Raw genomic sequence first — 26,915 nt, forward strand, 5'->3', positions numbered from 1 at the left:
TAGCGCTTGGTAAAGCATCTTCCGTGCCGGGAATTTCGGCCCATCAGGCCGCCCCGACCATGGATCATCTCGATGAGCTGGAGGCCCAGAGCATCTATATTTTGCGCGAGGCGTTCGCCCGGCTGAAGAAGCTCGCGCTGCTGTGGTCGCTCGGCAAAGACTCCAACGTGATGATCTGGCTGGCGCGCAAGGCGTTCTTCGGCCGCGTCCCTTTCCCGGCGCTGCACGTCGACACCGGCAAGAAGTTTCCGGAGATGTATGCGTTCCGCGACCGCTTCGGAAAGGAATGGGATCTCGACCTGCGCGTCGAGCCCTGCCCGCCGATCGACAGCGTCGACCCGACCCTGCCGCCGGCCGCGCGCTCCGCCGCGCGCAAGACCGAGGGCCTGAAGCTCGCGCTCACTAAATACGGCTTTGACGGATTGATTGCCGGCATCCGCCGCGACGAGGAAGCAACGCGCGCCAAGGAGCGCGTATTCTCGCCGCGCGGCCTCGAAGGCGAATGGGACGTGCGCGACCAGCCGCCGGAATTCTGGGATCACTTCAACGCCTCGCCGCCGCAAGGCGCTCACTTACGCATCCATCCGATCCTGCATTGGACCGAAGCCGACATCTGGGCCTACACCAAGCGCGAAGGCATTCCGATCATCCCGCTCTATCTCGCCAAGGACGGCAAGCGCTATCGCTCGCTGGGGGATCAGGACATCACCAACCCGGTGGCTTCGACCGCATCCAGCATCGATGAAATCCTGGATGAGCTCGAGAACACCAAGATCCCGGAGCGCGCCGGCCGCGCGCTCGATCACGAAACCGAGGATGCGTTCGAGCGACTGCGTGTCGCCGGCTATCTCTGATCCCAGTTTGGCGTGAGTGCTCTGATGAACATGATTCTTCCCACCGCCTCGATCTCGGCGACCCCCAACGGCACCACACGTCCCCAGGTGCGCATCGTCATCGTCGGCCATGTAGACCACGGCAAGTCCACCCTGGTGGGCCGCCTGCTGCATGAGACCGGCAGCCTGCCGGACGGCAAGCTCGAGATGCTGAAGGCAGTCAGCGCGCGGCGCGGCATGCCGTTCGAATGGTCGTTCCTGCTCGACGCGCTGCAGACCGAGCGCGACCAGGGCATCACCATCGACACCACCCAGATCCGCTTCCGCACCCGCTCGCGCGACGTCGTGCTGATCGACGCGCCCGGCCATGCAGAGTTCTTGCGCAACATGATCACCGGCGCCTCGCAGGCCGATGGCGCGGTGTTGATCATCGACGCGCTTGAAGGCGTCCGCTCGCAGACGCGGCGGCACGGCTATCTCCTGCATCTGCTCGGCGTGAAGCAGGTCGCGGTCGTCGTCAACAAGATGGACCGGGTCGATTTCAGTGCCGATCGCTTCAAGGAGATCAGCGACGAGATTTCCGCGCATCTGATCGGTCTCGGCGTGACGCCGACCGCGGTGGTCCCGATCTCCGCGCGCGATGGCGACGGCGTTGCCGAACACACGCCGCGGATCGGATGGTACAAGGGCCCGACCGTGGTCGAGGCGCTCGATGCGCTCGAGCCGGCACCACAGCTGGCGGAGCTGCCGCTGCGGCTGCCGGTGCAGGCGATCTACAAATTCGACGACCGCCGCATCGTGGCGGGCCGCATCGAGTCCGGCAGCCTGAAGGCCGGCGACGAGATCGTCATCATGCCCACGGGCAAGATCGCGAAGATCAAGACGGTCGAGAGCTGGCCGGTGACGCCCGTGCACGGCCCGCAGGGCGCCGGGCGCTCGGTCGGCATCACGCTCGACCGCGAGCTGTTCCTCGAGCGCGGCGACGTCATCGGACATAGCGGGCAGAGCCCGCGCGATACCCGCCGCATCCGCGCGCGGATCTTCTGGCTGCACGACAAGCCGCTGACCAAGGGCGAGCAGATCCTGATCCGGCTCGGCACCAGGGAAAGCCGCGCCACCGTGGTCGCGATCGAAAAGGCGATCGATCCCGGCGCGCTGTCCAACGAAGAGAACACCGCGATCGCGCGCAACCATGTCGGCGAGATCGACATCTCGCTGGCGCAGCCGGTTGCGACCGATCCCTACACCGACAATCCGCGCACCGGCCGCCTCGTGATCGAGGTCAACGGGCGCATCGCCGGCGGCGGCCTCGTGCTGTCGGTCGACGCTGGCCGGCCTGCGGTGCCGATCGACATCGTGCCGGTGGAATCCGCGCTGCGGCCGGACGAGCGCTCGGCGCGTTACCATCACAATGGCGCGGTGATCTGGCTGACCGGCCTGCCCGGCTCCGGCAAGTCGACCTTGGCGCGGGCGCTGGAACGGCGCCTGTTCGGCAATGGCGGCTCGCCAATCCTGCTCGATGGCGACACCTTCCGCGCCGGGCTGAACAGCGACCTCGGCTTCTCGCCGCAGGATCGCGCCGAAAACATCCGCCGCCTCGCCGAGGTCGCGACCCATCTGGCGCGCAACGGCCATATCGCCATCGTCGCCGCGGTCTCGCCGTCGACCGCCGACCGCGCGGCAGCCCGCCGCATCGCCGACAGCGCATTCCGCGAGGTCTATGTCGCCACGCCTGCCGAGGTCTGCGAGACCCGCGATCCCAAAGGCCACTACGCCAAGGCGCGCTCGGGCGGATTGCCGTCCTTTACCGGCATCACCAACGACTACCAGCCGCCGACCGGCAATGAACTGACCATCGACACCTCGAACCGCTCGGTCAGCGATGCCACCGACGCGATCGAGCGGATGCTGGCCACGACCGGCATCCTGTTCGACGAACTGACCGACCTCGCGGCGAATATCTGACCTTGCTCACCTGTCGTCGTCCGGCTCGACCGGACGACCCAGTATTCCAGAGACGCCGGTGCTCAAGCGGAGAGGCCGCGGCGTACTGGATGCCCCGCTTGAAGCGGGGCATGACGGCGGTGTGGATGCCTATTCCGCCGCGCGGCGGCTTCCAGCCGGTTGCCGCACCATTCCCGGCGATTGCCCGGTGATACGCTTGAACGCGCGGCTGAAGGCCGCCTGCGACGCATAGCCCAGCCGTTGGGCGATCACATCGATCGGCTGGCGCTCGTCCCCGATCCACTGTGTCGCGAGGCGCATGCGCAGCTCGGCAAGGTAGCGCAGCGGCGACTGCCCGGTCATCGACTGGAAGCGCTCGGCGAACAGCGAGCGCGAGCAACCCGCCTCCGCCGCCAGTTCAGCAACAGTCCAGTTGCGGCCGGGAGCGCGATGCAGCGCACCGATGGCGCGGCCAAGACGCGGATCGCGCAAGGCCTCGAACCAGCCCATGGCGTTGGTGCCGCCGCATTCGACCCAGCCGCGCACGATCGACGCGGCGAGAACATCGGCGAGCCGCGCCATCACGCCGACGGAGCCGGCCCGCGGCGTGCAGGTCTCCCGCTCCATGGCCTTCAGCATCGGTTCGATTTCCGGCTGGCGCACGAGCAACGTGCCGATGCCGTTGCGCTGATGCCGGGCGAAATCGCTCTCAAGGTTGGTGACGAGCCGCTCACGCCTGAGCCCGCCTGGGGCGCTGTCGTCGCAATGATGCTGGGTGTCACCGCACTTCTGACGGCGGAGTTCCTGCCGTCCGGTCTGTTGACGCCGATGGCGCGCGATCTCGGTGTGAGCCCGGGCCTCGCCGGTCAGGCCGTGACGGCGACCTCGCTGGCCGGCCTGGTCGGGGCGTTGTTCACGCCGAGGCTGACGCGCAGCTTCAATCGAAAGCCGGTGCTGCTGAGCTTTTCGATTCTCCTGGTCATCTCCAACCTGCTGGTGGCGCTGGCGCCGAGCATCACGTTCCTGCTGGCGGCGCGGATCGTGCTTGGCCTTGCCATTGGCGGCTTTTGGGCGATGGCGGCAGCCACGACGATCAGGCTGGTGCCGCCGTCGCTGGTTGCACGGGCCTTGTCGATCGTGATGAGCGGCATTCCCGCCGCGATGATCATTGCCGTTCCGCTCGGCAGCTATCTCGGCGAGGTGGCGAGCTGGCGCGTCGTGTTCCTGCTCGCGACGGCATTGGGCGCAGCGGTGTTCGTCGTCCAGGCGCTGGCTTTGCCGCGTCTGGCCCCGAAGGGTGAAGCCGGACTGGGCACCCTGGTCGACATCCTGACCCGGCCGGGGATCGGCGCCGGCATCTTCGCGGCTACGTTGGTGTTCACCGGACACTTCGGCTATTTCGGCTATATCCGTCCCTTCCTTGAAAGCGTGACCGGGCTTGGCGCGGCCGGCGTCGCAGCGACGTTGCTCGCTTTCGGCGTCGCCAACTATGTCGGCTCCTTCGCGAGCGGGCTGATGGCCGAGCGCAATCAAGCTTACGCTGATCGCGATGCCGCTGGCGATCAGCGTGCTCGGTCTGTTGCTCTCGGTCTACGGCAAGGACGTCATTCCCGCGCTGGTGCTGGTCGCACTCTGGGGATTTGCCTTCAGCGGCGTACCGGTGGCGACGACGACCTGGATCACCCGCATGGTGCCCGATGAGACCGAAAGCGGCACTGGCCTCACGGTAGCCTCGATCTTCCTCGGCATCACCATGGGCGCAGCCGGCGGCGGGCTGGTGCTCGATTTGATGGGCGCGGCGGCCGTGTTCGTGGCAGGCGCAATTCCCTTGTTGCTCGCCGCATTGCTGATCGCCACCAAGGTACGGACCAGGGCGCCGTAACGGCGTCCTTACGAGACTGGATCGGGCTTCAGAAATTCACGGCGGCTGCCGGTGCAGCGCCCGGGGGAAAGGGGCCTTCTCAGAGCCGTGGCTTTAGGGCAAAAAGGGCCATGAACGCCGCCGTTGGCGCGTTTTTTGCTGATTTCTTTCGAAAACAGCCCCTAAACGCCCCATTTCTTTGAGAAAGCCCATCATGACTCGTGTCGATGCCCATGGATTGAAGATCGCCCCTGTCCTGTTCGATTTCATCGCCAAGGAGGCGACGCCGAAAACCGGGATCGCGCCTGACGCGTTCTGGGCAGGACTCGCCGCCATCATCCAGAAGCTCGGCCCGAAGAACCGCGAGCTGCTCGCGGTCCGCGACGCGCTGCAGGCCAAGATCGACGACTGGCATCGCGCCAACAAGGGCAAGGCGTTCGACATCAACGCCTACACCGCGTTCCTCAAGGACATCGGCTATCTGCTGCCCGAGCCCGCGACCCACAAGGTCGAGACGTCAAATGTCGACGAGGAAATCGGCAAGATCTGCGGCCCGCAGCTCGTGGTGCCGCTGACCAACGCCCGCTACGCGCTGAACGCCGCCAACGCGCGCTGGGGTTCGCTGTACGATGCCTTCTACGGCACCGACGCGATCCCGCATGATCCGAGCGAGAGTGGCAAGGGTTACAACAAGGCCCGCGGCGATAAGGTGATCGCGAAGGCCAAGGCGTTCCTCGATGCCGCTGTGCCGCTCGCGACCGGAAGCCACACCGACGTGACCTCCTACGGCGTGATCGCGGGCCAGCTCTCGGTCAAGCTGAAGAGCGGCAATTCGACCGCGCTGAAGAACGCCGCCCAGTTCGCCGGCTATCTGGGCAACGCCGCCCAGCCCTCGGCGATCCTGCTCGTCAACAACGGCATGCATGTCGAGGTCAAGATCGACCGCAGCAACATCATCGGCAAGGATGATCCGGCCGGCGTCGCCGACATGATCCTGGAGTCGGCGGTCTCCACCATTCTCGACATGGAAGACTCGGTTGCCGCCGTCGACGCCGAGGACAAGGTGCTGGTCTATCGCAACACGCTCGGCCTGATGAACGGCACGCTGTCGGCCGATTTCGACAAGGGCGGCAAGACGCTGACGCGTTCGCTCAATGCCGACCGCGTCTACAAGAAGCCCGACGGCAGCGAGCTGAAGCTGCACGGCCGCAGCCTGCTGTTGATGCGCAATGTCGGCCACCACATGTTCACCGACGCGGTGCTCGACGCCAAGGGCGAGGAGATCCCCGAAGGCCTGCTGGACGCCGCGGTCGCCGGCCTGCTCGCGATCCACGACCTCAAGGGCAATTCCAAGGTCAGGAACAGCCGCACCGGCTCGGCCTATATCGTCAAGCCGAAGATGCACGGCCCCGACGAGGCGACGCTGACCTGCGACCTGTTCGCCGAGGTCGAGAAGATGCTCGGCCTGCCGGAGAACACGCTGAAGGTCGGCATCATGGACGAGGAGCGCCGCACCACGGTCAACCTCAAGGCCTGCATCCAGCGCGCCTCCAAGCGCATCATGTTCATCAACACCGGCTTCCTCGACCGCACCGGCGACGAGATCCACACCTCGATGGAAGCGGGTCCGATGATCCGCAAGAACGACATGAAGGCGCAGCCGTGGATCAAGGCCTATGAGGACTGGAACGTCGACAACGGCCTGATCGACGGCCTGCCCGGCCACGCCCAGATCGGCAAGGGCATGTGGGCGGCGCCCGACAAGATGGCCGACATGCTAACGCAGAAGATCGGCCATCCGCAGGCCGGCGCCACCACCGCCTGGGTGCCGTCGCCGACCGCGGCCACGCTGCACGCCCTGCACTATCACCAGGTCAACGTGATCGCCCGGCAGCAGGAGCTCGCCAAGGGCGGGCCGCGTGCAAAACTCTCCGACATCCTCACCATTCCGGTGTCGCAGTCGAACTGGGCGCCGGACGATGTGAAGCAGGAGATCGACAACAATTGCCAAGGCATCCTGGGCTACGTCGTGCGCTGGATCGACCAGGGCGTCGGCTGCTCCAAGGTGCCCGACATCCACGATGTCGGCCTGATGGAAGACCGCGCAACGCTGCGCATCTCGAGCCAGCATCTGGCGAACTGGCTGCATCAGGGCGTCATCACCAAGGATCAGGTGATGGAATCGCTGAAGCGCATGGCTGTCGTCGTCGACAAGCAGAACGCCGGCGATGCGCTCTACAAGCCGATGGCGCCAGCGTTCGACGGCGTCGCCTTCAAGGCGGCCTGCGACCTCGTGTTCGAAGGACGTACGCAGCCGAACGGCTATACCGAATACATCCTCACCGCACGCCGCCGCGAGGCCAAGGCCGCGGGTTGATCCGCAGGTCCCAACGACAAGCAAAAGCCCCGGCGATGAGCCGGGGCTTTTTTGTTGGCGCCACAGGCGGCGCTAGAGGAGCCGATGCAATAGCCTGCCGCCGCAGGGGCGCATTGCCAAAATATCGAAAACAACCCCATGCAAAGTAGCCGGTGGCTGCCGGCGGATACGGCAACTTGACTCGTCGGGCAAATCAGCGATATTCTTCTATTATTCAGAAATCCTGCGGACGCCCCTCGCAGCGTCATCACCCGCGAAAGCATGCGCGGGTGATCCAGTATTCCAGAGACGTCCGTGCTTGAATCGAGGAGCCGCGGCGTACTGGATCGCCCGGTCGAGCCGGGCGATGACAGTGGTGGACGAGGGTATGCGCCTTGTTTCGCGGCTGAACTGTAGACCCTCATGGTGCTGCATCGACGTTGTTGCGAGGAGTGAAGCGACGAAGCAATCCATTGCTCCACTCGCGCGGTGAGATGGATTGCTTCGCGGAGCCTGTCATCGGGCGCGCGTTCGCGCGACCCGGTGGCTCGCAATTGCGAGTCTAGAACACGGCCAAATATTTCAGCAGCGAGACGATGCCGATGATGATGACGACGACGCGCGCGATCTGCTTGGCGCGGCCGTCGAGCGGCAGCATGTTGATGAGATAAAGAACGAGAATAACGACAAGGAAGGTGACGAGTACGCCGACGAGCATGCGAGGCCCCCTGATGGCATCAGTGAATGTGCTGTTCGCCCGTTGCTAACGTGCGACGAGGAATCCGGTTCCGGACAACGGAACCGAAAGTGGCCGGTCTCGCATGAGCCGCGCTACTCGCGCGCCAGCACCGGCGCGCGCTGATACTTGGCGCGGATGCGATCCGGCGCCGGCGTGAAATTGAGAGATGCCCCGCGCCGGTCCGGGCGGCCGACCGACATCAGCCCATCCTTGCCGGCGACGATGTCGCCCTTGCGCAAGGTCGGATCGTCCTCGATCTTCACCGCGGCGAGTCCGACGGGGTCCTTGCCGTTGCAGGTGCAGCCCGAAACGATCTCGTCGCGATAGCGAAATGCGTTCGGCAGCTCGGAATACGGCTTGCCGTCGTCGGTTGCAGCGTTGTCGATGTTGCCGCCATAGACCACTTCGGTCGCGCTCGCCGGGCAGAAGCTGTTGCAGCTTTCCGCCTTGCTCTGGTTGCCGGTCGCAGCCAGCGGGAAATAGCGGCCGTCGCAGGTGCGCACGCAATAGGCCTGGCCGACATCATAGCGCGCGCGCCGCTCGGCCCGTGGCACGGGCGCCGGGCCGTCATCGAACGGCATCCGGATCACCGGCGGGCGGCCCTGCATGAAGCCGCCGAACAGTTGCGAGAAGAAATCCTGGGCTTGCGCCGCGGGCGCAAGGGACAGGCCGAGCAATGCCGCCGTCCCGAACGCCCACCGCCTGGAATATCGCTTCACCATCGCCGACCCCTCGCTACGGCACTCCTCAGTACAACGAGGAAGTCAGTACAACGAGGAAGTCGCCGGGATGTTCAACGCCTGACGGCCGGAAGGCAGCGTCATCACCGCGGGGCGCGGCTGCATCGGCGCCGGCCGGACCGAGATCTGCGTCGTGCTCGGGCCGAGCTCGCGCGCGGCAAGATGCGGTGCGCTCTTCGGCAGCACCACCACCTTGGTGCCGACATCGACCCGGCTGAACAGGTCGGAGACGTCTTCGTTGGTCAGGCGGATGCAGCCCGACGACACGAACTTGCCGATCGTCGACGGATCGTTGGTGCCATGGATGCGATACTCGCTGGAGCCGAGATACATCGCGCGCGCGCCGAGCGGATTGCCGGGGCCGCCGGCCATGAAGCGCGGCAGATAGGGCTGGCGCTTGATCATCTCGGCCGGCGGATGCCAGTCCGGCCACTCGGCCTTGCGGCTGATGGTCTGGGTGCCCGCCCAGGTGAATCCCTCGCGGCCGACGCCGACGCCGTAACGGATCGCCCGGCCGCCGCCGAGCACGTAATACAGCGCGGTGTTGCCGGTATCGATGATGACGGTGCCGGGCGGCTCTGATGTGTTGAGCGCTACGGTGGTGCGGCGCAGCCGCTCCGGCAGCGCGCCGTCCTCGGTCGAGGGATCGTTCATCACCTCGTCGGAGGGGAATGCGCCCGGCTGCGTCGACGCATAGCCCAGCGCAGAGGAGCGCACTTGGGCGCTCGCCGAATTGGCGACAATGAATGGCGTCGCGAGCAGGACGCTGGCGAAAGCAAAGGTGCGGACGAGGGTGCGCGCGGCGCGCGACGCAAGCCGGCGGCTGGAGAGAGACTGCTGTGTCATGTGCTGCCCCTGGACGGGATGCGCATCAAGGTGATGCGATGCCCAACCAACGCGCGTAGCCGTGAGACAGTTCCGCTGCGAATCGTCGCAAAGCCGCGATTGTCAACCCGCCACGTCTCACGAGCGCGCGATGGAACCTTTGCCGGGCACGGCCGTTGTCGTGCGTAATTTGACGCGAAATTCATTTGTCCCCGTTCGGGAGGAGTCTGGTGCGCGCCTTTCCGGGTGAACGTATGCTTGGCAACGCGCCCGAAGGCACGCCCCTCCCCGACAGCAAAGCCGAAACGCCGCCGATGATCAGCCGCGCCGAGGCCGTCGCCTTCGCGCTGGTCGCACTGCTGGTGATCGTCATCGTCGGGGTGCTCTATCTCGCACGGGCCTTCTTCCTTCCGATCACCATGGCCTTCATCGTCGGCACCATGCTGTCGCCGGCGGCGAGCCTGCTCGAGCGCTACCGGATCCCGCGCGCGCTCGGCGCCATGCTGATCGTGGTCGCGGTCGGCGCCGCCGTCGCCTTCATGGTCGGACTGATCGCCTCGCCTGTCATGGAATGGAGCTCGCGGCTGCCCGAGCTCGGCGCGATCCTGAAGGAGAAGCTGCATGTGTTCGACCGGCCGCTTGCGCTGTGGCGGGAGCTGCAGAGCATGGTCGGCGCCCCCGACACGCTCGCCAACCTCCAGCTGCCGAAATTCGAATGGGTGCAGCCGACGCTGGAATTCGTGTCGCCGACCTTCGCCGAATTCCTGCTGTTCATCGCGACCCTGATCCTGTTCATCGCAAGCTGGAAGGATCTGCGCCGCGGGCTGGTGATGACCTTCAGCGACCGCGCGGCACGATTGCGCACGCTGCGTATCCTCAACGAGGTCGAGACCAATCTCGGCAATTATCTGCTGACGGTGACGATGATCAATGTCGGCATCGGCATCGTCACCGGTGCGATCTGCGCGGCGACGGGAATGCCGAACCCGGCGGGGCTCGGCGCGCTCGCCGCGACGCTGAACTTTATTCCGATCATCGGGCCGGTCGCGATGTTCGTGGTGCTGGTTGTGGTCGGCATCATCACCTCGCCGACCATCGGCGCCGGGCTGCTCGCGCCGGCGTGTTTTGCCGTCGTGACCTTCATGGAAGGGCATTTCGTGACGCCGACGATCGTCGGCCGCAGGCTGTCGCTGAATGCGCTCGCGGTTTTTCTCGCGCTCGCATTCTGGACCTGGCTGTGGGGCCCGATGGGCGCCTTCCTGTCGTCGCCGCTGCTGATCGTGGCGTTGATCGTCAAGGAGCATTTGATGCCGGTCAATTCGCCGCAGCTGCCCGAGGACTAACCTCGCTTTCGCATCTGGAACCTTGCGAGGTGCGAAGCGTTTTTCTCCGAACAGGCACGTTCTCCGGGAGCTTTCGATGTCGAGCACGGACAGCACATTTGGGATCAAGAACATGACGGACAAAGCGACCTACGAACGCCTCGAAAAGGATGTCACTGCCGTGAAGAACGATATTGCAGCCCTCACCGAACAGATCACCGACGCGCTCAACTCGTTTGCCAACAACGCAGGCAAGCAGGCCCGCCGCCGCTACAAGGATGTGCGCGCCAACGCGGAATCGACGCTCGACGACATGTCGGAGCGCGGCAGCGCGATGATGGGCGCGGCGCAGGATGCGGCATCCTCGATCGAGGAATCGCTGGAAGAGGTGATCACGCAGCGGCCGCTGGCGACCGTCGGCCTTGCGCTCGGCCTCGGCTTTTTGATCGGCGTCACTTGGCGGCGCTAGGTCATGCGCAAACCACCGTTCTGGACGCGATGGCAGCGCTGGCGCGCCGCCGCCTCGTTTGTCGACGCGCTTTTCAAGGCAAGGCTCAAAGCAGGGCTTTACAGGACAAGGCTGGTCAATGCTTCAGCGGCTGATCGATGACGTCAAGCAGTCCACCGGCAGCGCGCTGCGGCTGACCTCGCTCGCGGCCGCCGCCGCGATCGCGTTGTTCATCACCATCGCGTTCCTGTGCGCCGCCGCCTTCGTCTATGTGCTGCAGCACTATGGTCCGGTGGAAGCGTGCCTGTCCGGCGCCGCGGTGTTCCTCGTCGTCACGCTGATCGCGATTGCCGTTTACATGGCGCGCAAGCGAGAGATGCGCCTCCGCGCGGAGAAAGCGGCCAAGGCTGCGAAATCGGCCGCGGCGACAATGCTCGCCGACCCCGCACTGATCGCCACCGGCCTGCAGATCGTGCGAGCCATCGGCGTGAAGCGGCTGATCCCGATCCTGGCGGTCGGCGGCCTCGCGCTCGGCCTGATGGCAAGCCGCAGCGCCGCTGGCAGCAGCGAGCCGGACGAAGCGGAATAGCCTGCGTTGCCCGGCAAGGTGCAAACCGCAACCAGCGATGTCATCGCCCGGCTTGATCGGGCGATCCAGTATTCCAGAGACGATTGCGATTGAGCCGATGGCCGCGGCGTACTGGATCGCCCGGTCAAGCCGGGCGATGACGCCGTCGATATTGGACCGACTGCGCGCCCCCTGCTCAGGTCACGCAGCGGCCGGGCTGCAGCAGCTTGGCCACTTCGGTCAGGACGCTGACCACGGGCTCGCAGGCCACCTTGCGGGTGTCGCCGGGCCGCGCACGCGCCGGCGCTGCGAGGGGGTGATTGCGGGCCTCTTCCCGCGCCACGGGAACACGGACCAGGACCGACGTATCGGGAAGCCGATCAACCCTCAGCGCGACGGTCCGGCTCGGCAAGCCGGTCATCGGAACCGCGGCACGGTCGGTCTTGGCGGCGCGATTGACCGCGCTCTCCGGCGCCAATTGGGTGGTGACCTGCTGTCCGCCAATGAGATCGTGGCCGGACGCCAGCTGGACCGCGCCCAGCGTCAATCCAGCCGCCAACGCAGCGAAAATTCCCTTTTGAATCTTTGACATGGTGATGTCCCTCGCCCCATGGAAATTCCCGTTGGCGATCACGGACACAACGCGAGCGAAACCTGTGGGGTTCTCGCGTCCAGCCATCACTTGACCGTGTACGAAAAAATTTTGATTCGCGCGGAACGAGTCCGGGGGTCTGCGAGTCATTGGAAGAGCCGGTTATTCCCCCTGCCCCATTGACCGGCGACGTAGGGCGCGACCGTGGTGATGCCGGTCGCGCCCTGCTCTTTTTTCGGCCGTGCCGCGAACGATGCGTCAGCCGGCCTGTCACTCAGCCGTCGCAATTGAAGCCCGGGGCTGAAGGAGCGGTCCTTCCGCCAAGCGAGAGGACCGTCTGCATCAGGCACTATCGTTTGATGGCATGTCCTGGGATCGAACGACCGTCACTTCACGGCAGGACAGGCAACGACCGACGTGAAACTTGATTCCAGTCGTCTGGTCGTCGACGAGCATCAATTCGCTCAAGGGCTCGCCGCATTTGCAAGTGACCGTTTTCTTATCGGCAAAATACATCTGACGTCCTCCATAAGCCTGGAGATTTCATCGCGTCATTCGGGCGAACTCGCTTGCGCCCGCCCCCCTCGCTTCGGCTCCTTCTCGGTCTGTCAGATCCGTGCAATCCGGACGATGGATGTGGCTCACTGCGCTTATTTTGCAGCGGATGGCTTCCGTGATTCCGCGGCTTCACGCGCCTGCCGCTCGGCCTTGAGGCGGTGGAAGTTGTTGTAGAACGCCTTCTCGTGGGCGAGGTGCTCCTTCATCGCCTGCGATGCGTCTTGCTGACGCTGCTCGCTACGAACCTTGCGCTGCTGGGGAGTAAGATTCATACGACCTCCAACTAAGTTCTTGAATCAACGCTGGATTCAACGCACGAGGCTGGAAAAGGTTGCACCCCGGAAGGAGCTGGATCTATTTGCGCAGGCTCGCCCAGACGCCGCCGAGGATCAGCAAGCCGCCAACCAGGTGGATCAGCTTCGGCGGCTCGCCAAGGATGATCCAGGACAACAGTGCGCTCGCGATCGGCGCGACATAGAGCACGAGCGACGTCCGCACCGACCCGAACCGTGCGCCGAGCCAGGCGAAGCCGGCATAGGCGGCGAGGCCCGGCACGAGACCGGCGAACACATAGGCCTCGAACGCCCGGGCGTTGAAGACCGCAGCCGGCGTGGCCCACATTTCCTGGAGCGCCGGCGGCAGCGAGCACAGCGCGCCGGCCGCCGAGAACAGGCTGACCCGCGCCAGCAGCGAGGCGCGCGGCGCGACGCGCGATTGCACCAGCGTGTAGCCGGACCAGCCGAGCATCGCGCACACCACCAGGAGATCGCCCCAGGCCGCGCTCGATTGCATCAGCGTTTCCAGATGGCCGCCCGAGACGATCAAAAGCGCGCCGGCGAGCGCCAGCGCCGTGCCGAGCCATTGCAGCGGACCGATATGCTCGATGCCGAGCGCGGCCGAGATCAACAGCACCATGATCGGCGACAGCGCGAAGATCAGTGCGATATGGATCGCGGTGGTGGTGATGCCGGCGATGTAGACCGGGCCGCCGCACAGGAACATGCCGAGGAAGCCCGCGGCGAGGATCGGCCAGAGATTCTGCGCCAGCGGGATCTTGCCATCCCTCACGGCCGCGATCGCAAACGGCGCGAGGCCGATGGCGATGATGCTCCAGCGGAAGAAGGCCAGCGAGAACGGCGGCACCGAGCCGGCCAGGCCGCGCGCCAGCACCTGATTGGAGGCCTGCCCGACCGCGACCAGGATGAATCCGGTCAGCGCGACCGCGTCCTCCCAGCCCGTGACCGGGCGGCTCACTGACCCTTTCGGCAGTTCCGCATCCATGACACCGCCCCTTCAGCCGGCGCACGTTCACCCAGGACGGCTTCCGTCAGCGCGCCGCTTGCCGCGGCACGCCCGCGCTATTGCTCCGCCGCTTCGCGCTCCATGTCGCGGCCGGACATGTCCTCGCCCTGCATGTTGGCGTATTCGCGCGCCATCTCGCGCATCAGGAATTTGGCGGGGACGTCGTGATAGGTGCCGTGGTCGTTGACATATTGCATGTAGGCGCGCCCTGCGCCGTCGAAGGGGTGCAGCAGCGCATCTGAATGGCCGTCGAAATCGAGCGGCTGGACGCCGAGCTTGGCGCACAGCGTGTCGTTGAAGGTCGGGGTCGCCTTGCGCCAGGCGCCGTCGACGAACACTTCGGTGAAGCCGTGCCAGGTGAACAGGTCCGAGCCCATGCTCTGGCGCAGCTTCTCGGTGGTGAGATGGTTGCGGACGTCGGCGAAGCCGAGCCGGGCCGGGATGCCGTGGACCCGGCAGGCCGCGGCATAGAGCGCCGCCTTGCCGACGCAGTAGCCATTGCCGGCGGCGAGCACGCTGGAGGCCCGGTAGCTCTCGGGCGAACGCATGCTGACATAGGGGTTGTAGCGGATGCCGTCGCGCACCGCGGTGTAGAGCCGGCTCGCTATGTCGCGGGCGCCGGCGTCGGCGGGGACGGCAGCGCGGGCGAACGCCTCGACGGCGGGATGGTCGCTGTCGACATATTCGCCTGCTACGGTGTAGAGGCGGCTGATCGTATCGGGGAGATGCTCGGTCATGGCGCAACCTTAGCAAGCCATGTGCGCAGTTCAATGCGGCAGGTGCAGCCCTTCTTGCAGTCCTGCCCCGCTTAGTTCCTGAAGCGTTCGTCCCATTGCGGCGGCCGGTAGCTGCGCCGCTTCGCCTTGAAATATTCGCGTGCGAAATGGATGCCGATCCCGATCAGGAACGGCGGCGCAAGCGCGGCGGCGATCATCAGTGCGGTGATCGACTTCGGCGTCAGGATGTCCAGCACCATCGACGCCAGCAGCCACAGCGTGGCAGCAATCACCGCGACGTCGACATGCTTCATTCCCCAGTCTTTCCCTTGATCCCTGACCACAATCCGGGTTCCATCCTACCGGCTGGCCCCGGGCACGCCAAGGATTCCGGCGGCAGACGATACCTCCGGTCCTTCACTTTTTTGGAACGGCGCCCGCGCAAACCGGACGACGAGCCGCCGTTCAAGCGATCAAGCCGCGAACGCCCGCACCAGCAGCAGGCCGGCGAACAGCGCGAGGATCGAGAGCGCAACGGAGGCCGCGATGTAGGCAGCGGCCGGCCATAGCTCGCCCCGCTGCATCAGCACGATCGCATCGAGCGAGAAGGTCGAGAAGGTGGTGAAGCCGCCGCAGATGCCGACGGTGAGAAACACCCGCACCGCCTGGCTGACATTCCAGCTCAGCGCAAAGGACTCCGCGAAGACGCCGATCAGGAACGAGCCCACGATATTGATCACCAGCGTGCCCCATGGAAAATCGGTGCCGACCAGGCGCCCCGCGCCGATCGCCACCAGATAGCGTGCGACCGATCCCAGCGAACCGCCGATCGCGACCGCCGCCAACAATTGAACGTTCAAGATTCTGCCTTTCCGGAGCACGATGACCTGTCATCGTGCTCTGCTTCAAGTTTGGGCATGATCTCCGCGCAAACGCTTCGCGTTTGTCGCTGGGAAAACCGGCATCCACTTTTCCGGATCATGCCGCGCCACTCGGCGACGCCTGTCACAAGCCCAACAACAAAGGTCGCGGCGACCAGCTCGCCCGGGGCGCCGACCAGCAGGGCGACGACACCAACGAGCCAGATCGACCCGACCAGCGACAATGCGATTGAGAGTGAACCAGTAAGACCCGTCATGCTCTGCCCCTTCTCATTCGCGGGGCGCGCGCTGCGGATCGGCGGTGGCGCATGCTCCTACCGACGCTGTCGCGCCCGGTAGGAGTCATCAGCCTTGCGGCGGTTATCGGGGGACTCCATCCCCATCAACGCAGGGATGGTAGGCAAACGGAGCAGCGGGAGCAAGTGGGCGTCCCGCGCCGGTGTTGGCTCACTCGCTCATCGACAGCATCGTGTTCAACTCGAGGGCGGTCCGCAGCTGCTCGATGCGCGCGGCAATCTGCTCGCGCTTGGCGCCGCGCGGCAATTCCGCGAGCTGGCGCTCGAGCCGCACGCGATGCTCTTCGAGCCGCTGCTCGAAGGTGTGGGGTTCAGATCGCTTCCGCTTCCGAATCGTCTTCTGCATCACTCACCCTTGGCGGTTGCAGACCGGGACTATTGGCCCAGCGGTCCAGTTGATCGATCACCCGTGCGTGGCTCGGGCGCCGCGGTTCCGGCGCTTCCGGCTCCTCGGATAGCTTGCGGGGCAGCTTGACGTGATTGGTCATGGCGTCACTCCCGCCAGACAACGGAGAGGCAGCCGGATCGTTCCCTTGATTTTTCTTCTAAGCTATTGATTTTGCTTGATTAACTTACTCAATCGACGTTTTTATCTCAAGCTGTGGAACCCGCCGCGAATTGGTTCGTTTAGCAAATTACTCAACTAACTAATTCTGGGCGATTTGCGATGAATGAGCTTCGCGCTGAACGTCTTCAAGTCATGCTTTCCCCCGACGAATTATCGGCTCTCGACGATTTCCGCTTCAGGCACCGCATGCCGACCCGTGCCGCGGCAGTGCGCGAGTTGCTCAGGCTCGGTCTGGCCGGCAACGGTGTCGATGGAGGGGCCGGGGTGAAGTCGAGCGAGTATGGGGTGTTTAACCGGGGGCCGGATGGGCACACCCAAGGAGAGGCGCCGCAGGAGTGACGGCGCGTTGGCGCTGATGCGACGGTTCAGCCGGCGACGAAGAGGTCCACGACCGCTTTCAGCGTGCAGACCACAAGCGCCGACGTGAACATCGCCGTACCGAGATCTGCGAGATAAAGCAGCTGCGCCTTCTGCTCCGCATCAAGCCGCGCGATCGCCTTGCGCATGGCCAAGCTCCCTTTTCAGGAGAACGCGTCGCGTGAACGTCGGTTCCCTCGGTCGCCTTCTCACGCCCGCTGCAGCGCCAGCATCACGCCGCCAAGCGTCAGCGCCATCGCGCCGATCTCACGCAGCCCCAAGGCCTCGCGGAGGATGATCGCGGCCGAAATCACGCCGATGACCGGCACCAGCAGCATGCCGGTCGACGCCGATGTCGGCGGCAGGCGGCGCAGCGTCTCGAACCAGGTGAGATAGCAGATACCCATCGGCATCAACGTCATGTAGGCGAAGCAGCCGAGGCCGAACGGCGTGATCGCGGCATAGTTCGGGTGCTCGAACAGAACGCCGAGCAGCAGCATCACCAGACAGCCGATGCCGACCTGCCAGGCGACCACCGCGAGCGGCGGCATCGGCAGCGGCTTGCGGTTCAGCACGTTGCCGAGCGCGAACAGGATGGCGCAGGCGAGCGCAAGCGCGATGCCGGTGAGCTTGTCGGCACTGAACGCAAAGCCGTTGCCGCCGAGCAAAAGTGCGACACCGGCGACGCCGAGCACCAGCGCCGCCAGATCCCGCAGCGTCGGGCGGCTGTGCAGCACCGGCCAGGCGAACAGCATCGCCCAGATCGGCATGGTGTAGGCGAGGAGCGCCCCCTCGCCGACCGTGACGAATTTCATCGCGATGGTGCCAAAGCCCATCCAGGCGAAGACGTTGGTGAAGGAGGCGAACAGCAGCCGCGGGAGCGCCTCGCGCGGCACCGCGAGCGACTGGCCGCGGGCCAGCGCCAGCGTGCCCAGGATCACTGCCGCGCAGGTGCCGGCCAGCCCGCGGGCGAACAGCGGCGGCCATTGCTGCAGCAACAGCTTCATCAGCGGCCAGTTGAGGGCCCAGCCGAACGCCGTCACCACCAGGCAGAGAAAGCCGATCGTTCGGTCGCGTTGCGTCTTATCCATCGGCCGCGCTTAGCAGGCGGAGACACGCGATTCCACTTCGCAGCGCGCATGCCGCGTCGGCGTGTACCTTCGGATACCATTCCGTCAGGCAAAGGTGCCGATCGAGACCCGCGGCCAGCCCTCGCTTTTCCGCGCGGCGGCAAGCTTGCTGGTCCAGGCATCGATCAGGCTTGCGATCAGCAGACGGCCGGTGCCGCGCATGTCGGGCAGTTTCATGGTCGGCGTGCCGAGCGCGAGCGCGATCACGCCGTGCACGGCCGCAAGCAGCGCAGTTGCGAGCCGCGGCGGCAGGCCGGACGCCGGCTCGGCGCCTTGCGCCGCAAGATATTCCCGCACCGAGATCACGAACAATTCGTAGCTGCGGCGCGCGATCTCGGTCTCGCCGAAATAGACGCCGTCGGGAAAGCGGCGGTCCTCGACCGTGCCGGACATCGAGAACAGCGAACGGAAATGATCGGGATTGTCGGCCCAGTAGTCGAGATAGGTTTCCATCACCCGCCGCAGCCGCGCATCGCTGTCGGCGGTCTGCGCGCGGACCCGTTCGAGCTGTTCGGCAACCGCCTCGAGATTCTGCTGCTTCACCGCGAGCAGCAGCAGCAGCTTGGTCGGATAATATTTGAGGACGGTGCCCTTCGAATAGCCGATCGCGTCGGCGATCTTCTGGATCGAGACCGTCCCGAGCGTGCCGGCGGCGAACTCCTTGCGCGCGGTCTCGAGGATCAGCGCCTTCAGCGCCTCCTTGTCGGCCTCCTGACGCGCCCTGCGCTGAAAGCGCCGCGCACCCTTGCTGGATCGCTCCTCGATCGACATTGCCGTCTCCTAGAGCACTTTCGGTTCTGATTGAATCAGAACCGAAGCTCTAGCTTCTTGTGTTGACGCGTTTTCTTCACGCGAACCGGTACCCACTTCGCTCGAAAACGCTCTAGAGCCTTTTCCGCTCCGATGGAATCGAAACGAGGCTCCCCCTTGCCATACCCCAGTTAATTGACTATGGTCAATTAACTGACAATGAAACGGGAGGATGCAATGAGCGCCCTTGCGAGCCCCCTCGCCGGCGAAATTGTCCGCAGCGATTTCGATCCGTTCAGCCCGGCGACGCGGGCCGATCCCTACGGCACCTATGCGGAGCTGCGCGCCGCGGCGCCGGTCGTTCGCCTGACCAGATATGACATCTGGGCCGTGCCGCGCTTTGCCGAGGTCAAGACGATCTTCGGCGACCATGTCAATTTCAGCAACGCCGGCGGCGCCGGGCTTGCGAACCACTTCAAGGAAACGCCGTGGCGGCCGCCGAGCATCGTGCTGGAAGCCGATCCGCCGTTGCATACGCGGACCCGCGCGGTGCTGGCGCGGATCCTCTCACCCGGCGCGATGCGACGGCTCGCGGATGATTTCAAGGCCACGGCGACGCGGCTGATCGACGGGTTGGTCGAGCGCGGCTCGTTCGATGCGATCAAGGACATCGCGGAGGTGTTTCCGGTCAGCGTGTTTCCCGACGCGCTCGGCATCGACCAGGAGGGCCGTGAGAACTTCTTGACCTATGGCGCGATGGTGTTCGCCGGCTTCGGGCCCGAGAACGACTATTTCCGCGACCTGATGAAAGAGGCGCCGCGCGTGCTGCCCTGGGTGGCGGCGCGCTGTCAGCGCGAGGCGCTGCGGCCGGGCAGCTTTGGCGCGCGGGTCTACGAGGCGGCCGACACCGGCGAGATCAGCGCCGAGGAAGCTCCGCTGCTGGTGCGTTCGCTGCTCTCGGCCGGGCTCGACACCACGATCAGCGCGATCGGCATGGCGCTGTACACGCTCGCGCGCCATCCGGAGCAATGGGCATTGCTCGCAGCCGACCCCTCGCTGTCGCGCGCGGCGTTCGACGAGACGCTGCGCTTCGATTCACCGGCGCCGTTCGTGTTCCGCACCACGCCGCACGACACCGAAATTGCAGGCGTTGCGATCGGCAAGCACGAGAAGGTGCTGCTGCTGCTCGCCTCCGCCAACCGCGACGCGACGCGCTGGGAGCATCCCGACCAGTTCGACGTCAGACGGCGGCTGTCCGGACACATGGGCTTCGGTGTCGGCATCCACGGCTGCGTTGGGCAGATGGTGGCGCGGCTGGAGGCGGAGGCCGTGATCGCAGCGCTCGCCAGCCGCGTGAAGCAATTCGACATTGCGGGGCCCGTTGCCTTCCGCGACAGCTCGGGCCTGCGGGCGCTCAGCACGATGCCGGTCCGCGTCGTCCGCAAATAGCTACAAGGAAGCGCACGATTGGTCGCTAGATCCCGTCAAGGACCTCGCGAACCTTGGTCGCCAGTTCATCGATCGAGAACGGCTTCGGCAGGAGGTTGGTGCCGGGATCGAGGATCCCGTTGTGGACGATGGCGTTGCGGGTGTAGCCGGTGGTGTAAAGCAACTTGAGGCTTGGAATTCGTTCTCGCGCCCGCACGGCGAGCTCGTGGCCGGACATGCTGGGCATAACCACGTCGGTGAAAAGCAAAGCCACCGAAAGCCCGTCGTCCAGCAGTCGCAAGGCTTCGCGAGGACTGGCCGCGTCGACCACGGTGTAACCGAGTTCGCGCAGCGCCTCGACTGAGAGACTACGCACGCGATCCTCATCCTCGACCACCAAAATGACCTCGTCCTTCTGTCCGCGATACGAGGCGATCGGTGCGCGCCTGACAGGATCTGGACCGTCATCGCCACGGTGCCGCGGCAGGTAGATCTTGACGGTCGTGCCGACTCCGACCTCCGAGTAGATCTTCACGTGGCCACCGGACTGGCGCACGAAGCCATAGACCTGGCTGAGCCCGAGACCGGTGCCCTTCCCGACGCCCTTGGTGGTGAAGAACGGGTCGAATGCCTTGGTGATGACCTCCTGGCTCATGCCGCTGCCGTTATCGGCAACCGCTGTCATCACGTATTGACCTGGCGGAATCGCATACGCCCTCGCCGCGGCCTCATCGACATAGGCGTTGGCGGTCTCCAGCGTGAGCTTGCCGCCGCCCGGCATCGCGTCGCGGCCATTGACGCAGAGGTTGAGGATAGCGTTTTCGAGCTGGCCGGGGTCGGCGCGAACCCGCCACAGCCCTGCTGTCAGCACGGTCTCGAAACTGATGGTCTCGCCAAGCGTGCGCGCCAACAGGTCGGCCATGCCGGAGATCATCTTGTTGCCATCGAGCGTCACCGGCGCAAGCGGCTGCTGACGGGAGAACGCAAGCAGGCGCTGGGTCAGGCCCGCGGCGCGCTGCGCGCCGTCGACGGCGGCTTCGACGAATCGCCCGACGTCGTTTTCCCCCTTGGCAAGCTTGCGCTGGATCAGATTGAGGCCCGCGAGGATCACGGCCAGCATGTTGTTGAAGTCGTGGGCGATGCCGCCGGTCAGCTGGCCTACGGCTTCCATCTTCTGGATCTGGCGCAACTGCTCTTCGGCCTTGGTGCGCTCCTGAACCTCTTCCACGACCCGCTGCTCCAGGGTGGTGTTGAGGGTCTGCAATGCGGCTTCGGCACGGCGCCGCTCGGAGACCTCGCGCTCGGCGGCCTGAAACAGCCGCGCAGTGTCGATCGCGGTTGCGGCCTGCGCGGCAATGCCGGCAAGCAGCCGCTCTGCACGCTCGCCGAAAATGCCAGGCTCCGGATGACCGAAAAACAGACCTCCCAGTACTTCGCCGGAACGCGACACCACGGGCGCAGCAAGATAACTGCGCACCGGCAGATGCCCTTGCGGCATCCCGTAATGCGGGTCGTTCTTGCCGTAGCGCGGATCATTCAGGATATCGGCGGACCGCACGATCGCCTCGCCGCTGAAGGTCGGCGCGAACACCGCCGTGTTGCGCGGCATCGGAAACCGGGAGAACGCCTCGCGCGGCGCTCCGGACAGGGTATAGAGCATGCAGCTCTCGCCCCTGTCGTTGATCACATTGTAGAAGAACGAGCCAAACGCTGCGCCGGTCAATTCGGTCGCCGCATCGGTGACGATCTGAACCGCGCGATCGAGATTGAGTTCGCCCGCAACCGTGCTGCCTACCTTGTTCAAGAGCTCGAGCACATGGGCCTCTTCTTCAAGGCGCACCGCCCGCTCCGACCGCGTAGCCGACAGCTCAAGATTGGCGGCAACACGCGCAAGCAGCTCGCGCGCGCTGAACGGCTTGACGAGATAGTCATCGGCGCCGATTTGCAGGCCTTCGACCTTGGCCTCTTCACCGGCGCGCGCCGACAGGAAAATGACGGGCAAACCCCTCATGTCCTTGTCCGCGCGAAGCGCATTGAGAAGGCTGATGCCGTCGAGCCGCGGCATCATGATGTCGCTCAGCACAAGATCGGGGCGACGTCGCCATGCCGCCTCCAGCGCGGCTCTTCCGTCCTCGACCGCCTCGACATCGTAAAACGGCTCGAGCAGCCGCCGCACATATTCGCGCATGTCGGCATTGTCGTCCGCAAGCAGAATGCGCTGCCGGCGTCCGGAGGCGGTCGGCGCGGCGACGCCGAGATCCTCCGGCGAAGATGGATCAGGCCGGTCGGCGGCGCCGCTCCCGTCCAGCCATCCGAGCGCCTCGTCGAGATAGGCCTGGGCACGGGCGCTGCTCCGAGGCGCCGGCGCAGTCGTGTTGACCTGATCGGCGGGGAGATGATCCGTCCCGAACGGAAGCATGATGGTGAACGAGGTGCCGCGATCGACCTCGCTTTCGACCCGAATTTGGCCGCCATGCTGCTTCACCAACTCACGGACCAGCGCCAAGCCGATGCCGCTGCCCTCAAAGGAGCGGCCGCGCGCGCTCTCGACGCGTTCGAAACGCTCGAACACATGCGACAGCGCCGATGCGGGAATGCCGGTCCCCGTATCGCTCACGGTGACTTCGGCACCCTCGGGCGTCGCCTTGACCGCGACCGCGATCTCGCCGTCGAACGTGAACTTGAACGCGTTCGACAGCAGATTGAGGACGATCTTCTCCCACATGTCACGATCGACATAGACGAGGTCCGGCAGTGGCTCTTTCCTGATTGCAAGTCGCATGCCCGCCTTTTCGATCGCCGAGCGGAAGTTCGAGGCGAGATCGGACGTCAGCCCTGCGAGGTCGACGGGCTCGAAGCTGGCGGTAACGCGGCCTGCCTCAATTCGCGCGAAATCAAGCAAAGTGTTGACCAGCTTCAACAAGCGCTGTCCGTTGCGGTGAGCGATGTCGGCCAGCGAGCGCTGCGCGGGAAGCAGGTGGCCCGCCCCCTCGGACAGCAGTTCTTCCAGCGGGCTCAGCATCAAGGTGAGCGGCGTGCGGAATTCGTGACTGACATTGGAGAAGAAGGTGGTCTTGGCGCGATCGATCTCGGCCAGCGCCTCGGCGCGGCGGCGCTCCTCCTCGTAGGCCTGGGCATTGTTGATTGCGGCGGCGATCTGCGCCGATACTAATCCGAGGAAGCTCGTGTAGCGTTCGTCGTAGAGGCGGAATGGATTGAGGCCTGCGATCAGGAAGCCGGCAACTGCATCACCGGCAGCAAGTACCGGAAGGACGACGGCCTGCCCCGGCGCCTGACGCCAGCCACCGGATGGAAAATCGAGACCGAACAGGCTTTTCAAGTTCTGCACTAGCGCGCCGTCACGGCCCGCATGCGCCTCGGCGATCGGCCACACTTCGCTGCCGTCGAGCGCCAGCTGCGACTTCACCCCGATATGATGCCTATCAATGCCGCTGGTTGCAGCCAGCCGTGCAACCTGCTCCTGCGAATCGATCAGATAGATCATCGCAAATGGCAAATCCTGAGGATCGGTCGCAAGCGCCGCGGCGCTGCGTTCGCAAGCCTCGCCGACGCTTCGCGCCTCAGCCGCGCGGCTGGCAAGCTCGCGCAAGAGCGAGAGCTGGCGTTCGCTGATCACACGCTGCGTGTCGTCAGTGTTGGCGCAGAAGATTCCGGCGGGCAGACCGTCGGCATCGGGAATCGGGCTGTAGGAGAACGTGTAGTAGGTCTCTTCGGGGAAACCGTTGCGCTCCATGATCAGCAATTGGGCCTCGACATAGGTGCCCTCGCTCCCACCCATCGCCTTGTTGAGGAGCGGCGAAATGTCATCCCAGATCTCGCGCCAGACCACGCGGGTCGGCTCGCCGAGCGCGCGCGGATGCTTGCCACCGATGATCGATTTGTACGGATCGTTGTAGAGGAAGGTCAGTTCGTCGCCCCAACCGATCCAGATCGGCTGCTGCGAGGTGAGCATGATGCGCACCGCGGTTTTGAGGCTATCCGGCCATGCCTCGGGCGGGCCTAACGATGTGCCTGCCCAGTCCAGATGCCGGAGCAATCCGGCGAGCTCGCTGCTGCCGATGAAAAGACGTTCGATGGCCTCGCCACGCGAAATAGCAGGGGTTCTAAATATCGACACAACGGATCCGCCCAAGCCCGAACAACGAAATAAACTCGTTCCGACAATCTCGGTTCCTAAGCGTGCGACCTGGTCGATCTCCGCCACGCATCGATTCTTCTCAAAGAAAAAGCCGGCGTACCTTTCGGTACGCCGGCTTGCATTTTGCCCTCTTGCGTAAACTCAGCTCATGCCGACGCCGCGCGCGGCGTGCGGTTGCGCGAGTTGCGCTGGAAGAACAGCGCCTGGCTCGCCACCGCCGACACCATTGCCGGCTGGAACGGCTTCGAGATCAGGAACGCCGGCTCCGGCCGTTCGCCGGTCAGGAAGCGCTCGGGATAGGCCGTGATGAACACCACCGGCACCTCGAACGTGCGCAGCAGCTCGTTCACCGCATCGAGGCCCGACGAGCCGTCGGCGAGCTGGATGTCGGCGAGGATCAGGCCGGGCTTCTTGTTCTTCGCGAGCGCCACCGCATCGGAATGGGTGCGCGCGACGCCGATGACGTTGTGGCCAAGATTCTTCACCAGGCTCTCGAGGTCCATGGCGATGAAGGTCTCGTCCTCGATGATCAGGACATCGGTGGCGATCTCGGCGGCCATCTCGCGGCCGGCGGCATCGGTCAGCTTGCGCGTCTCGGCAATATCGGTGCCGAGAATGTAGCCGACCTCCTCCTCCGAGAAGCCTTCCAGCGAAAGCAGCAGGAAGGCCTGCCGAGGCAGCGGCGTGATGTTGGAGAGCCGGCGCTCCGGCGGCAGCGAGAGCGTCGCCACGTCGGCATTGTCGTTGTTGTTCACCGACACCGAATTCCAGATCTGGGTGAACAGCCGAAACAGGCCGGCGCGCGGACCGTGGCTCTGGTCCAGCAATGATCCGTCCTGCAACAGGGCCTCGAGCATGGCCCCGACATAGGCGTCCCCGGACGCCTGGTTTCCGGTCAGTGCGCGCGCATAACGGCGCAGCAGCGGAAGATGTTCGGCAACGATCTGTGATCGGGACATTCCCACTCCATCCTTGTTCGTGAGGCCAACCGGCCTGAAGCCCGTACTCTGGGGCGGCGTACCATTTTGGGGCGCCCCAGGTTCCCCTGCATGCCCGACTACGCGCGAGCGCCGAAAAAGTTCCACGAAATAGTTCCAGGCTTCCGGAACTTTCTGCGCAACTTTGCATTAGCTCCTGACCGACGAGGCAACGCGGCCAGCCTCTTTTTTCGAGGAATCGACTTGAAAATCAGAGACTTCACTCCCGGGGAAGCGTGGATCACATCATGAAGGAAGTAAAGAAGCAGGGCGGTCTCAACGCCGAGATTCAATCGAGAATCGGCCACCAGCTTCGCGCCATGTACGACGACGTGGTGCGGCAGGGGGTGCCCGACCGCTTTGCGGAGCTGATCCGCAAACTCGACGGACCCGAGGCTGCCGCGGCGGCTGTGGCCGGGGGCGATACTGACAAGAACAATGGAGGGGACTAATGCCTCTCACCAATGAACTTCGCGACGACATCCTGGCGTCGGTCCCGAGCCTGCGCGCGTTCGCGATCTCGCTGTCCGGTAATGGTGACCGCGCCGACGATCTGGTGCAGGAGACCCTGCTGCGCGCGATCGCCAATATCGACTCGTTCCAGCCCGGCTCGAACCTGCCCGCGTGGTTGTTCACGATCCTGCGCAACCTGTTTCGCTCCGACTACCGGAAGCGGCGGCGCGAGGTGGAGGATGCCGAGGGCAATTATGCCAAGACCCTGAAGAGCCAGCCGTCGCAGACGGCGCATCTGGAGTTCGAGGAATTCCGCGCGGCGCTCGAAAAGCTGCCGCAGGACCAGCGCGAGGCGTTGATCCTGGTTGGTGCCTCCGGCTTTTCCTACGAGGATGCCGCGGCGATCTGCGGCTGTGCGGTCGGCACCATCAAGAGCCGCGTCAACCGCGCGCGATCGAAGCTCTCCGCGCTGCTCTATGTCGACAGCGCCGAGGATTTCGGCCCCGACAACACCGTGCGCGCCGTGATCGGCGGCAATGGCGGCTAGACAAGCGCGATGCTAGAACGGAAGGGCGGCCCGCTGGGCCGCCTTTTTCATTCGGCGATGGTCGATCACGGTATCGCGCAGCATGACCAGGGAGACGTTTAAAACCACCATCCTCCTGGAGGGCGGCGCCTGCTTCATACCGGTGACGTTCGATCCGAAGGTTGTTTTCGGCAAGGTTCGCGCTCCGGTTCTCGTCACGCTGAACGGCTACACCTATCGAAGCACCATCGCCTCGATGGGCGGGCAGGCCCGCATTCCCCCTGCGAAAGAGCAACCGCGAGGCGGCCGGGCTAAAGGGCGGCGAGACATTACAGGTCGCGCTCGAGCTCGATGCCGAAAAGCGAACTGTCGACATCCCGCCCGACCTCGACAAGGCGCTCACCCCGGCTGCGCGAGCCCGCTAGGATGCGCTCAGCTACACGCACCAGCGAGAAAACGTCGAGGCGATCAACGAGGCCAAAAAGCCGGACACGCGCGCACGCCGGATCGAGCAGACCATCGCCCGTCTCGATCGACCATCGTCAGACTAGAGCGTTGTCCGCGATCTCCGTCGCGTTGCGCGACG

31 protein-coding genes, 1 pseudogene and 1 riboswitch are annotated in these 26,915 nt (G+C 65.0%); of the genes and pseudogenes, 13 read left to right on the forward strand and 19 right to left on the reverse strand.

Features of this window, described 5'->3' with window-relative positions:
• Positions 1-59: 59 nt before the first annotated feature.
• Together cysD and cysC are read left to right on the forward strand one after the other, a co-directional pair.
• The gene (cysD, locus tag JQ573_RS19275; RefSeq protein ID WP_212314177.1) at positions 60-854 is read left to right on the forward strand and encodes a sulfate adenylyltransferase subunit CysD; all 795 of its coding nucleotides are present in this window, start codon (positions 60-62) and stop codon (positions 852-854) included.
• A 24-nt stretch (positions 855-878) separates the two neighbouring features.
• The gene (cysC, locus tag JQ573_RS19280; protein WP_212314179.1) at positions 879-2,798 is read left to right on the forward strand and encodes an adenylyl-sulfate kinase; all 1,920 of its coding nucleotides are present in this window, start codon (positions 879-881) and stop codon (positions 2,796-2,798) included.
• A 129-nt stretch (positions 2,799-2,927) separates the two neighbouring features.
• Here cysC and JQ573_RS19285 read toward each other — a convergent pair whose 3' ends face one another.
• Entirely contained in the window at positions 2,928-3,440 is a 513-nt protein-coding gene (locus JQ573_RS19285) for an AraC family transcriptional regulator (RefSeq protein ID WP_312011542.1), read from the reverse strand.
• A 27-nt stretch (positions 3,441-3,467) separates the two neighbouring features.
• Between JQ573_RS19285 and JQ573_RS19290 the strand changes: the two genes are divergently transcribed.
• The 3 genes from JQ573_RS19290 (at position 3,468) to JQ573_RS19295 (ending at position 7,015) form a co-directional block, all read left to right on the forward strand.
• Positions 3,468-4,478 (forward strand): MFS transporter, encoded by a 1,011-nt coding sequence (locus JQ573_RS19290; RefSeq protein WP_249132005.1) that lies wholly within the window; start codon positions 3,468-3,470, stop codon positions 4,476-4,478.
• Positions 4,465-4,659, forward strand: a complete 195-nt coding sequence (locus JQ573_RS40240; RefSeq protein WP_249132011.1) for a hypothetical protein — start codon at positions 4,465-4,467, stop codon at positions 4,657-4,659. The genes JQ573_RS19290 and JQ573_RS40240 overlap by 14 nt, the downstream gene beginning before the upstream one ends.
• A gap of 193 nt (positions 4,660-4,852) precedes the next feature.
• Positions 4,853-7,015 carry a malate synthase G gene (locus JQ573_RS19295; RefSeq protein WP_212314180.1) on the forward strand — a complete coding sequence of 721 codons (2,163 nt, stop codon included), beginning with the start codon at positions 4,853-4,855 and terminating at the stop codon, positions 7,013-7,015.
• 541 nt (positions 7,016-7,556) lie between these two features.
• On the opposite strand, the gene JQ573_RS19300 is transcribed toward JQ573_RS19295, so the two are convergent.
• From JQ573_RS19300 to JQ573_RS19310, 3 genes are all read right to left on the reverse strand, one after another.
• Complete coding sequence (locus JQ573_RS19300) at positions 7,557-7,712, reverse strand: Thivi_2564 family membrane protein (protein WP_061880958.1); 156 nt, start codon at positions 7,710-7,712, stop codon at positions 7,557-7,559.
• A 113-nt stretch (positions 7,713-7,825) separates the two neighbouring features.
• On the reverse strand, positions 7,826-8,455 hold the full coding sequence (locus JQ573_RS19305) for a DUF2865 domain-containing protein (protein ID WP_212314182.1): 630 nt from the start codon (positions 8,453-8,455) through the stop codon (positions 7,826-7,828).
• A gap of 42 nt (positions 8,456-8,497) precedes the next feature.
• Positions 8,498-9,319, reverse strand: a complete 822-nt coding sequence (locus JQ573_RS19310) for a L,D-transpeptidase (protein WP_212314184.1) — start codon at positions 9,317-9,319, stop codon at positions 8,498-8,500.
• 209 nt (positions 9,320-9,528) lie between these two features.
• Here JQ573_RS19310 and JQ573_RS19315 point away from each other — a divergent pair, with 209 nt between their 5' ends.
• The 3 genes from JQ573_RS19315 (at position 9,529) to JQ573_RS19325 (ending at position 11,657) form a co-directional block, all read left to right on the forward strand.
• On the forward strand, positions 9,529-10,641 hold the full coding sequence (locus tag JQ573_RS19315) for an AI-2E family transporter (RefSeq protein WP_212314187.1): 1,113 nt from the start codon (positions 9,529-9,531) through the stop codon (positions 10,639-10,641).
• 76 nt (positions 10,642-10,717) lie between these two features.
• Positions 10,718-11,089 carry a YqjD family protein gene (locus JQ573_RS19320; protein ID WP_212314189.1) on the forward strand — a complete coding sequence of 124 codons (372 nt, stop codon included), beginning with the start codon at positions 10,718-10,720 and terminating at the stop codon, positions 11,087-11,089.
• A gap of 118 nt (positions 11,090-11,207) precedes the next feature.
• Positions 11,208-11,657: a hypothetical protein gene (locus tag JQ573_RS19325; protein ID WP_212314191.1), complete on the forward strand. Its 450-nt coding sequence runs from the start codon at positions 11,208-11,210 to the stop codon at positions 11,655-11,657.
• A 175-nt stretch (positions 11,658-11,832) separates the two neighbouring features.
• Here the strand turns inward: JQ573_RS19325 and JQ573_RS19330 are convergent, their stop codons facing one another.
• The 9 genes from JQ573_RS19330 to JQ573_RS19370 form a co-directional block, all read right to left on the reverse strand.
• Positions 11,833-12,228: a hypothetical protein gene (locus JQ573_RS19330; RefSeq protein WP_212314193.1), complete on the reverse strand. Its 396-nt coding sequence runs from the start codon at positions 12,226-12,228 to the stop codon at positions 11,833-11,835.
• A 650-nt stretch (positions 12,229-12,878) separates the two neighbouring features.
• Positions 12,879-13,058, reverse strand: coding sequence for a hypothetical protein (locus JQ573_RS19335; protein ID WP_212314197.1), 180 nt, complete (start codon positions 13,056-13,058; stop codon positions 12,879-12,881).
• Between the two features lie 82 nt (positions 13,059-13,140).
• A complete protein-coding gene (locus JQ573_RS19340; RefSeq protein WP_212314198.1) occupies positions 13,141-14,067 on the reverse strand; it encodes a DMT family transporter in 927 nt (308 codons plus the stop codon).
• 77 nt (positions 14,068-14,144) lie between these two features.
• On the reverse strand, positions 14,145-14,825 hold the full coding sequence (locus JQ573_RS19345) for a transglutaminase family protein (RefSeq protein WP_212314200.1): 681 nt from the start codon (positions 14,823-14,825) through the stop codon (positions 14,145-14,147).
• A gap of 71 nt (positions 14,826-14,896) precedes the next feature.
• Positions 14,897-15,118, reverse strand: coding sequence for a hypothetical protein (locus tag JQ573_RS19350; RefSeq protein WP_092118943.1), 222 nt, complete (start codon positions 15,116-15,118; stop codon positions 14,897-14,899).
• 159 nt (positions 15,119-15,277) lie between these two features.
• Entirely contained in the window at positions 15,278-15,664 is a 387-nt protein-coding gene (crcB, locus tag JQ573_RS19355) for a fluoride efflux transporter CrcB (protein ID WP_212314202.1), read from the reverse strand.
• Positions 15,661-15,942 (reverse strand): hypothetical protein, encoded by a 282-nt coding sequence (locus JQ573_RS19360; protein ID WP_212314381.1) that lies wholly within the window; start codon positions 15,940-15,942, stop codon positions 15,661-15,663. Before JQ573_RS19360 ends, crcB begins: the two co-directional genes overlap by 4 nt.
• A 72-nt stretch (positions 15,943-16,014) precedes the next feature.
• Positions 16,015-16,075: riboswitch (Fluoride riboswitch) on the reverse strand.
• Positions 16,076-16,132: 57 nt separating this feature from the next.
• Complete coding sequence (locus tag JQ573_RS19365; protein WP_212314204.1) at positions 16,133-16,327, reverse strand: hypothetical protein; 195 nt, start codon at positions 16,325-16,327, stop codon at positions 16,133-16,135.
• Complete coding sequence (locus JQ573_RS19370; RefSeq protein WP_171947849.1) at positions 16,293-16,469, reverse strand: hypothetical protein; 177 nt, start codon at positions 16,467-16,469, stop codon at positions 16,293-16,295. Before JQ573_RS19370 ends, JQ573_RS19365 begins: the two co-directional genes overlap by 35 nt.
• Positions 16,470-16,648: 179 nt before the next feature.
• Between JQ573_RS19370 and JQ573_RS19375 the strand changes: the two genes are divergently transcribed.
• Positions 16,649-16,888, forward strand: a complete 240-nt coding sequence (locus JQ573_RS19375) for a hypothetical protein (RefSeq protein ID WP_212314206.1) — start codon at positions 16,649-16,651, stop codon at positions 16,886-16,888.
• Positions 16,889-16,914: 26 nt separating this feature from the next.
• Here the strand turns inward: JQ573_RS19375 and JQ573_RS19380 are convergent, their stop codons facing one another.
• From JQ573_RS19380 to JQ573_RS19390, 3 genes are all read right to left on the reverse strand, one after another.
• Positions 16,915-17,055 carry a hypothetical protein gene (locus JQ573_RS19380; RefSeq protein ID WP_173643732.1) on the reverse strand — a complete coding sequence of 47 codons (141 nt, stop codon included), beginning with the start codon at positions 17,053-17,055 and terminating at the stop codon, positions 16,915-16,917.
• Positions 17,056-17,115: 60 nt separating this feature from the next.
• Positions 17,116-17,997, reverse strand: coding sequence for a DMT family transporter (locus JQ573_RS19385; protein WP_212314208.1), 882 nt, complete (start codon positions 17,995-17,997; stop codon positions 17,116-17,118).
• An 84-nt stretch (positions 17,998-18,081) separates the two neighbouring features.
• Entirely contained in the window at positions 18,082-18,807 is a 726-nt protein-coding gene (locus tag JQ573_RS19390; protein WP_212314210.1) for a TetR/AcrR family transcriptional regulator, read from the reverse strand.
• A gap of 216 nt (positions 18,808-19,023) precedes the next feature.
• Here JQ573_RS19390 and JQ573_RS19395 point away from each other — a divergent pair, with 216 nt between their 5' ends.
• Complete coding sequence (locus JQ573_RS19395) at positions 19,024-20,235, forward strand: cytochrome P450 (protein ID WP_212314212.1); 1,212 nt, start codon at positions 19,024-19,026, stop codon at positions 20,233-20,235.
• A 25-nt stretch (positions 20,236-20,260) separates the two neighbouring features.
• Here the strand turns inward: JQ573_RS19395 and JQ573_RS19400 are convergent, their stop codons facing one another.
• Both JQ573_RS19400 and JQ573_RS19405 read right to left on the reverse strand, forming a co-directional pair.
• Entirely contained in the window at positions 20,261-24,352 is a 4,092-nt protein-coding gene (locus JQ573_RS19400) for an ATP-binding protein (protein ID WP_312011539.1), read from the reverse strand.
• A gap of 167 nt (positions 24,353-24,519) precedes the next feature.
• Entirely contained in the window at positions 24,520-25,332 is an 813-nt protein-coding gene (locus JQ573_RS19405; RefSeq protein ID WP_212314214.1) for a response regulator, read from the reverse strand.
• Between the two features lie 266 nt (positions 25,333-25,598).
• Between JQ573_RS19405 and JQ573_RS19410 the strand changes: the two genes are divergently transcribed.
• Positions 25,599-25,802: a NepR family anti-sigma factor gene (locus JQ573_RS19410; RefSeq protein WP_018269610.1), complete on the forward strand. Its 204-nt coding sequence runs from the start codon at positions 25,599-25,601 to the stop codon at positions 25,800-25,802.
• Positions 25,802-26,350, forward strand: coding sequence for a sigma-70 family RNA polymerase sigma factor (locus JQ573_RS19415; protein WP_092118964.1), 549 nt, complete (start codon positions 25,802-25,804; stop codon positions 26,348-26,350). Before JQ573_RS19410 ends, JQ573_RS19415 begins: the two co-directional genes overlap by 1 nt.
• 12 nt (positions 26,351-26,362) lie before the next feature.
• Here JQ573_RS19415 and JQ573_RS19420 read toward each other — a convergent pair whose 3' ends face one another.
• Positions 26,363-26,524 carry a hypothetical protein gene (locus tag JQ573_RS19420; RefSeq protein ID WP_212314216.1) on the reverse strand — a complete coding sequence of 54 codons (162 nt, stop codon included), beginning with the start codon at positions 26,522-26,524 and terminating at the stop codon, positions 26,363-26,365.
• A 242-nt stretch (positions 26,525-26,766) separates the two neighbouring features.
• On the opposite strand from JQ573_RS19420, the pseudogene JQ573_RS40915 reads away from it, so the two are divergent.
• A pseudogene (locus tag JQ573_RS40915) lies at positions 26,767-26,880 on the forward strand (YdeI/OmpD-associated family protein); the annotation flags it as partial.
• Positions 26,881-26,915 lie beyond the last annotated feature (35 nt).

Origin of the sequence: Bradyrhizobium sp. AUGA SZCCT0105, from assembly GCF_018129565.1 — a bacterium.
Lineage (GTDB): Bacteria > Pseudomonadota > Alphaproteobacteria > Rhizobiales > Xanthobacteraceae > Bradyrhizobium.